This window comes from Prevotella sp. P4-119 (genome assembly GCF_002251345.1).
GTDB lineage: Bacteria > Bacteroidota > Bacteroidia > Bacteroidales > Bacteroidaceae > Prevotella.
The window spans coordinates 1-491 of the sequence record NZ_NPJB01000104.1 but is presented as its reverse complement, the minus strand read 5'-3'; the positions used below and the strand labels follow the sequence as shown (position 1 = coordinate 491).

Annotated in this window: 2 tRNA genes; both read right to left on the bottom strand. The window is 46.8% G+C overall.

The features are described from left to right. Positions 1-118 precede the first annotated feature (118 nt). Positions 119-192, bottom strand: a tRNA-Ala gene (locus CIK89_RS12995). 27 nt (positions 193-219) lie between these two features. Next, positions 220-293 (bottom strand) — tRNA-Ile (locus CIK89_RS12990). Positions 294-491 lie beyond the last annotated feature (198 nt).

Here is a 491-nt window from a genome sequence, read left to right as displayed (position 1 = left end):
GGCGGCCGTATGCATAAGTGCTCATACTTTCAGCTGTTGATTTCTGATTTATTATCTAATCTACAGTCTTGCTTGTGTCAATATGTCAAAGATCTCTTTCCTCTATTTCAAGGACAAGTGGAGAATAACGGATTCGAACCGTTGACCCCCTGCTTGCAAAGCAGGTGCTCTAGCCAGCTGAGCTAATCCCCCGGTCGGGAATTGAAGTCCCTTGCATCGTAGTCCCAGGCAGACTTGAACTGCCGACCTCCACATTATCAGTGTGGCGCTCTAACCAACTGAGCTATAGGACTTCGTTCAAGATGCTTTGGAACAGTACAGTGTCCTCAGCTTCCTTCGATTCTCTATTCGAGAAAACAGATTCGTTAGCACAAGAAGCCGAAGGAGTGTCTGAACAAACCAATGCTTCATCCCATTCTTTTGAAACTACCTTAATCATCTAAGATCCGTCTCCAGAAAGGAGGTGTTCCAGCCGCACCTTCCGGTACGGC